Source organism: Exiguobacterium sp., from assembly GCF_020832205.1.
GTDB lineage: Bacteria > Bacillota > Bacilli > Exiguobacteriales > Exiguobacteriaceae > Exiguobacterium.
Genome location: NZ_JAFIFD010000052.1, coordinates 1 through 6,361, shown reverse-complemented (window position 1 = coordinate 6,361; position 6,361 = coordinate 1). Strand labels below are relative to the sequence as shown.

The 6,361-nt window shown below is 54.7% G+C and carries 7 protein-coding genes; all 7 read right to left on the bottom strand.

Annotated features, from left to right (window positions below):
* Positions 1-458 (bottom strand): endonuclease III domain-containing protein (locus JJU47_RS13920; RefSeq protein WP_228620552.1); only part of this gene is annotated, 458 nt, incomplete at its 3' end.
* A complete protein-coding gene (locus JJU47_RS13915) occupies positions 458-1,045 on the bottom strand; it encodes a DnaD domain-containing protein (RefSeq protein ID WP_024370207.1) in 588 nt (195 codons plus the stop codon). The genes JJU47_RS13920 and JJU47_RS13915, both read right to left, overlap by 1 nt.
* 61 nt (positions 1,046-1,106) lie before the next feature.
* Positions 1,107-2,408 carry an asparagine--tRNA ligase gene (gene asnS, locus JJU47_RS13910; RefSeq protein ID WP_228620550.1) on the bottom strand — a complete coding sequence of 434 codons (1,302 nt, stop codon included), beginning with the start codon at positions 2,406-2,408 and terminating at the stop codon, positions 1,107-1,109.
* A gap of 20 nt (positions 2,409-2,428) precedes the next feature.
* A complete protein-coding gene (locus JJU47_RS13905; RefSeq protein ID WP_228620548.1) occupies positions 2,429-3,616 on the bottom strand; it encodes a pyridoxal phosphate-dependent aminotransferase in 1,188 nt (395 codons plus the stop codon).
* Positions 3,617-3,636: 20 nt separating this feature from the next.
* The gene (locus JJU47_RS13900; RefSeq protein WP_228620546.1) at positions 3,637-4,116 is read right to left on the bottom strand and encodes a hypothetical protein; all 480 of its coding nucleotides are present in this window, start codon (positions 4,114-4,116) and stop codon (positions 3,637-3,639) included.
* Positions 4,113-4,298: a YpmA family protein gene (locus tag JJU47_RS13895; RefSeq protein WP_016509977.1), complete on the bottom strand. Its 186-nt coding sequence runs from the start codon at positions 4,296-4,298 to the stop codon at positions 4,113-4,115. The genes JJU47_RS13900 and JJU47_RS13895 overlap by 4 nt, the downstream gene beginning before the upstream one ends.
* A gap of 65 nt (positions 4,299-4,363) precedes the next feature.
* The coding region (gene dinG, locus JJU47_RS13890; RefSeq protein ID WP_228620544.1) for an ATP-dependent DNA helicase DinG at positions 4,364-6,361 on the bottom strand (1,998 nt) is incomplete at its 5' end.

The window sequence follows — 6,361 nt, the reverse complement described above, 5'->3', positions numbered from 1 at the left end:
CGGCAAATGCCGAGCCGTTTTGAGACGCGCTCCACGTGCGTGTCGACGGCGAATGCCGGTTCATGGAACGCGACCGACAAGACGACGTTCGCCGTCTTCCGACCGACCCCTGGCAACGCCTCTAGCGACGCCCGGTCGTCGGGCACGATCCCTCCGTGCTGTTCGACGATTTGCATCGATAGCGCCTTCACATTCTTCGCTTTGTTCCGATACAACCCGATCCGCTTGATGAGCGACTCGATTTCGGAGACGTCAGCTGCAGCCATCGCCTCGACCGTCGGGAACGCCTCGAACAGCCCGGGCGTCACACGGTTGACGAGTGCGTCGGTCGCTTGGGCCGACAACGCGACGGCGACGACGAGTTCGAACGGATTGCGGTGCGTCAATTCACAATGCGCGTCTGGGAACATGCGGCGCATCGTCTCTGATACTTCATTCAACTGCGCTCTCGTCAACATCACTTGTTCCTCCGTTGATAGTCGACTACGTCTTCGAGCGATTCGACGTTATGGTCTTGCCAGACGCGTAAAATCTTGTCCATGTATTTGAAGTTCCGGACGTTACGAAGTTTGGCTTCCCGCAGCGCCGCTAAAATGAGTTCTTCGCTGAAGCCGTCCTCTGTCAACCATCCGACGATCTGTTCGATTTCAAACGGCGTGATCGTCCCGAACTCGCGCTCGAACGTGTGGATCAAGTTTTCATTCAACGATTGCGTGTTCTTTTTCGGGGCGACGTCTTCTTCAAGTGCTTGAAACAGAGGGAGCAGACTATATCGCTCCACTTCCGCTGAAGCATCGATGGCGACGAGTTCTTTTTGCAGCAATCCGAGCAGGACGGCCCGCGCCTCACTCTCAGCGACGTTCATCCGCTCCCCGAGCTCGCTCGGTAATGGCATCTCGATGCCTTCCCCTGTCAATTCAAGCAAATGGACGACGAGACAAAACTCGACCGGGCTCAAATTTAAGCGCCGGGCATCCGTGAACAGTTTACGCGGAACGACGACCGGACTTTGCTCGAACAGTTTGATCATATTATGTGCATCCATGTCGCACATCCTTTCTAAACACATCAATCGGGGAAGACAATGTGTCATCCCCGATTGGCGATTATGGGTGAATTCGGTTCAATAGACGTGGGAACGGGATTGCTTCACGGATATGCTCGATTCCGCTGATCCAGGCGACCGTGCGTTCAAGACCGAGTCCAAAGCCAGAGTGCGGCACTGAACCGTACTTACGAAGCTCAAGATACCAGTCGTACGCATCTGTCTCGTCCAATCCTTCTTTGATAATCTCTTCTTTTAACCGGTCGTAGTCGTCTTCACGCTGCGAACCGCCGATGATTTCGCCGTACCCTTCCGGCGCGATCAAATCGGCACAAAGAACGAGTTCCGGGTTCTCCGGGTCGACTTTCATGTAGAACGGCTTGATCTCTTTTGGCCAATGTGTGATGAATACCGGCTTATCATGCGCGTTCGCGATTGCCGTCTCGTGCGGCGCACCGAAGTCGTCTCCATACTCGATATCGTCGAACCCTTCCGCTTTCAAGAACGTGATCGCGTCCGCGTAACGGATACGCGGGAACGGCGCTTGCACTTTCTCGAGTTTCGACAAGTCGCGTCCGAGCAATTCGAGCTCGTTACGGCAGTTCTCAAGAGCTGACTTCGCGATATAAGACACGTAGCGCTCTTGAAGGTCCAAGCTCATGTCGTGATCGAAGAACGCCATCTCCGGTTCGATCATCCAAAACTCGATCAAGTGACGACGTGTCTTCGACTTCTCGGCACGGAACGTCGGACCGAATGAGAATACTTTTCCGAGCGCCATCGCCGCGGCTTCCATGTACAGCTGTCCTGTTTGTGACAAGTAAGCAGGTTGCCCGAAGTAATCCGTCTCGAACAACTCCGTCGTTCCTTCTGGCGCGCTCGACGTGATGATCGGAGGATCGATCTTGACGAACCCTTCCATGTTGTAGAACTCATACGTCGCACGAATCAATTCGTTCCGAACTTTCATGATCGCGTGTTGACGACGTGAACGAAGCCATAAGTGCCGGTTGTCCATTAAGAACTCCGTGCCATGTTCTTTCGGTGTGATCGGATAATCGACCGATTCCGCGATCACTTCCATGTCCGTCACTTCAAGTTCGAAGCCGAGCGGCGTGCGTCCACCGTCCGATTTGACGTTACCCGTCACCCAGACCGAAGTCTCTTGTGTCACACTTTTGGCGAGGGCGAACAATTCTTCCGGCACGTCCGCTTTGACGACGACCGCTTGGGCGAACCCGCTCCCGTCACGGAGTTGAAGGAAGGCGATCTTCCCGCTTGAACGTTTGTTGGCGATCCACGCTCCTACTCGAATTGATTGACCTTCATAGTCTTTAAATTGGCTAATTGAAATAGTTGTCATAGTCGTTTCCATCCTTTCGCTTATCGAGTGTGCTGCTTGATGAAGTTTTCCACTCGATCGAGCGCTTCTAGTACTCGTTTTAGTTCAGTCGCATAAGAGAGACGGACGTAATCGTCTTGCCCGAAGCCAGAGCCTGGGACGAGTGCGACGAACGCCTCACCGAGAACGGCCTCACACCACGTGTCGACCGAGTCGTAGCCGCTCATCGTCGCGGCTTCTTTAGCGTTTGCGTATAAGTAAAATGCGCCTTGCGGCTTCAAACATGTGATGCCTGGAATTTTGATCAACCGGTCATAGACGATGTCGAGACGTTCCTCGAACGAGACACGCATCATGTCGACGTCGTCTTGCGGCCCGTTATAGGCCTCGACAGCCGCTGCTTGAGCGATGGATGTCGGGTTTGACGTCGAATGCGAGGCGAGGTTCGTCATCGCTTCGATGATTGAACGGTCCCCGAGAGCGTACCCGATGCGCCACCCAGTCATCGCATGAGACTTCGAGACACCGTTGATGATGATCGTCCGCTCGCGCATGCCTGGAAGCGTCGCGATTGAGACGAACTTGGCGTCCCCATACACGAGTTTCTCATAAATCTCGTCACTGACGACCAATAAATCATGACGCGTCACGACTTCAGCGAGCGCGACGAGTTCCGCCTCCGTGTATATCATGCCGGTCGGGTTCGATGGGCTGTTCAAGATGACAGCTTTCGTCCGGTCCGTCACGGCCGCCTCGAGCGCCTCTGGCGTCAATTTGAACGTCGTCGCTTCGGTCGTCTCGACGTAAACCGGCACCCCGTCGGCGAGCTTCACTTGTTCCGGATAGCTGACCCAGTACGGGACAGGGATGATGACTTCGTCGCCTTCGTCGAGGATCGCTTGAAACAGTGCGTAGAGCGCATGCTTCGCACCGGAAGCGACCATGACCTCGTTCCGTTCAAATGTGAGGTCACTGTCACGTTTCGTCTTTTCGATGATCGCATCTTTCAAGGCGACCGTACCGCCTGAAGGTGTATACTTCGTATCACCATCGCGAGCCGCCTGACAGGCTGCCTCGATGATGCGTTCCGGCGTGTTGAAGTCCGGTTCACCGGCTCCAAGCCCGATAACGTCTTGTCCTGAAGCCTTTAATGCCTTCGCTTTCGCCGTAATGGCGAGCGTCGTCGATGGTGTCAACTGCTTAACCCGTTTTGCCAATAGATGTTCCATCGTGATCCCCCTCAATTTGCTCAAAGTGAGTCCGTCAATTGGACCCGTCTGATAAAGTCTCCAGTTTGGAGCGTGTAGTACGAGTAAGTATAAGACGCGCCAGCTTTCGTCACGACTTCAATCAAGGCCCGTTCGTCAAACCCATATTTACAGCTGACGAGCGCCCCGCCGGTTTCCTCTACCGACTCGGCGCAGATTTGATCCAAGTCGATCGACGCGATCTCACGCTCTTCGATTGGGTCTTCGCTGTCAACCGGAACGAACAGCACACGATCCGCCTCCTCGAAGACGACGTACGGTTTCGTCCCATTATACAGTTCGGCCCGTTCGGCCTGGACGGTCGATTGTTCGGCCAAAAGTCGCTCGCGCGCTTCTTCGATCATCGTTTCTTTCGTCCGCTCGGTATGGCCGACTGTGAACCAATAGATTCCACTAAACACGATGACGACACCGATCAGTGCCGTCATGAGTGCGACCACTACTTTTGACTTACGTGTCATTCCGTCCGATAGATGGTGAACACCATCTCTTCTTTCTTCGGATCATTTACTTTTTTCTCTAACGCCAAACCGAACATCAAGTCTTGGCTCTTCAACGTCCGGTTCAACAAATCGACGATTTTATAAACGTCTGCCGTCGGTTCGATGCGAACGGTGGCGAGCGTCTCGATATTTGAATTCATGGTCCATCCTCCTTCAAAAACACTATACCCATTATTATAAAGCGATAATTTCGCCCTGCCTAGCGTTATCTGTCATTTCCTAAACCTGTCTTCTCTTTGTCGTCTAAAAATAGCTCGAGTTCCGAGAGGGCCGTCTCGATCGGTCCTTCGATTCGATCGACGGCGGGAAGACTGTTGAGGAACTGCTTCCCGTAACGCGTCGTCTCGACACGACGGTCGAATACGAAAATCGCACCGTAATCGTCTTTCGAGCGAATTAAGCGGCCGACCCCTTGTTTGAAGCGGATGACCGCTTGAGGGAGTGACAGCTCAAAGAAAGACGATTTCCCTGTCGCTTCAATCTTTTCAGAACGCGCTTGCATGACCGGCTGATCGGGCGGCGCGAATGGGAGCCGGACGATGATCAGGCATGTCAACGACTCGCCGGGGATGTCGACCCCTTCCCAAAAGCTCGCCGTTCCGAACAAGATCGACTGGTCAATCCGCTTGAACTGTTTCGTCAATCGGCTCCGCGAGCCGCCGCTCACTCCTTGGGCGAGCAGCGTGTATGCCTCATCGAGCTGACCTTTCACCGCCTCGTGCGTCAAGCGCAATAACTCGTTCGAGGTGAACAAGACGAGCATCCGCCCTTTCGTCACGTTGGCGATTTGAGCGATGGCGTCCGCCGTCTCGGCGACGAACTGCGGAAGCGGCACTTCGTTGATGAGCGGAAGGTCGGACGGGACGAACAGCTTCGCTTGCCGCTTGAAGTCAAACGGAGAAGGCAACACGACCCGCCGAACGTTTTCCCCGTCGAGTCCGAGTCGACGTTCGATAAAACCGAATCGTCCTGACACCGTCATCGTCGCTGACGTCAAAACGGTCGGACGTTTCATGAAGAGACGCTCGTGAAGGAGCGGCCCAATCTCGACCGGTTGCGTATAGACGGATGTGAGCTTCCGGTTCGCCAAGTTCAATTCGACCCAACTGACGGCATCGTCATCTTTCGTAAGCATCGTTTCGAACAATACGCTCTCGAGTTCGCGCACATCACCGATAAACGCTTTCAAGTCCGAAATCACGGCCCGCTGCTTGAACGTCATGTGCTCTTTATGTTCGTCGAGAAGACGATGCATTTGACGCAACGACATCCGGAGGGCCCGCAATTTGTACTCGAGTCGTTTTGCTACTTCACGGATCGGGCGGAACACGTCCCCTTCCCGTTCGAACCGCACCGTTTGGCGTTGCTCTTTTTTCTTGCCGAGCGAATGGAGGGCCGTCAACAAGTCGTCCAACTCGGCATCGACTTGGGCGAGCGCGACATCGGTGTCGCGGCTGAACGCCTCCGTCTCTTCTGCCACGGACGTCAAGTCGGCGAGTTGGAGCAGACGAGAATGGAACTTCCCGTCGGAGCCGTACCCGAACCACTTGAACAACCGGTCGAATTGGATGGCGTCGAACGTCACCCCGAAGTGATGCGATGCGACTTCCTCGACTTGATGGGCTTCATCTAAAACGAGCGGGGTATCCGTCGGGAGTATGCCGGCCTGGTGTTGAAGGTCCGAGAACAACAAGGCGTGGTTCGTCACGATGATATCCGCCTCTTTTGATCGCAGCACGGCTCGCGTGAAGAAGTCGCGGCTGTACCATGGATCAAAACGTCCGAATTCAGACGCCGCATCCGCTTGGATGAGCCGCTTGAATGAAGCCGGTCCTTGCGTCGCCGCACCGGGGAGCGACAACTCTTCCAAGTCGCCCGTCTCCGTCTCTGTCAGCCAGACGAGCACCATCGCTTTACACATGGCCGACAGTAATCCGTCCGCCGTCTCTTCGAGCACGGTCTCGAACTTGCGGAGGTCGATATAGTTTCGGCGCCCTTTTAACAACGTGAACTCGATTTCCGGGAAAATCGCTTTTAAAATCGGTAAATCCCGGTTGAGCAGTTGCTCTTGCAATTGGATCGTGTGCGTACTGACAACGACTGGACGCTTCGTCTCGAGCGCATGGTGCGCGCTCGGGATCAAGTAGGCCAGTGTCTTGCCCGTCCCCGTCCCAGCTTCGACGAGGAGCGTCGCTTCGTCATC

Bases quoted from the DNA above. Each gene is read 5' to 3' on its own strand.
- JJU47_RS13915 (WP_024370207.1), bottom strand. From the start codon at position 1,045: ATGGATGCACATAATATGATCAAACTGTTCGAGCAAAGTCCGGTCGTC.
- asnS (WP_228620550.1), bottom strand. From the start codon at position 2,408: ATGACAACTATTTCAATTAGCCAATTTAAAGACTATGAAGGTCAATCA.
- JJU47_RS13905 (WP_228620548.1), bottom strand. From the start codon at position 3,616: ATGGAACATCTATTGGCAAAACGGGTTAAGCAGTTGACACCATCGACG.
- JJU47_RS13900 (WP_228620546.1), bottom strand. From the start codon at position 4,116: ATGACACGTAAGTCAAAAGTAGTGGTCGCACTCATGACGGCACTGATC.
- JJU47_RS13895 (WP_016509977.1), bottom strand. From the start codon at position 4,298: ATGAATTCAAATATCGAGACGCTCGCCACCGTTCGCATCGAACCGACG.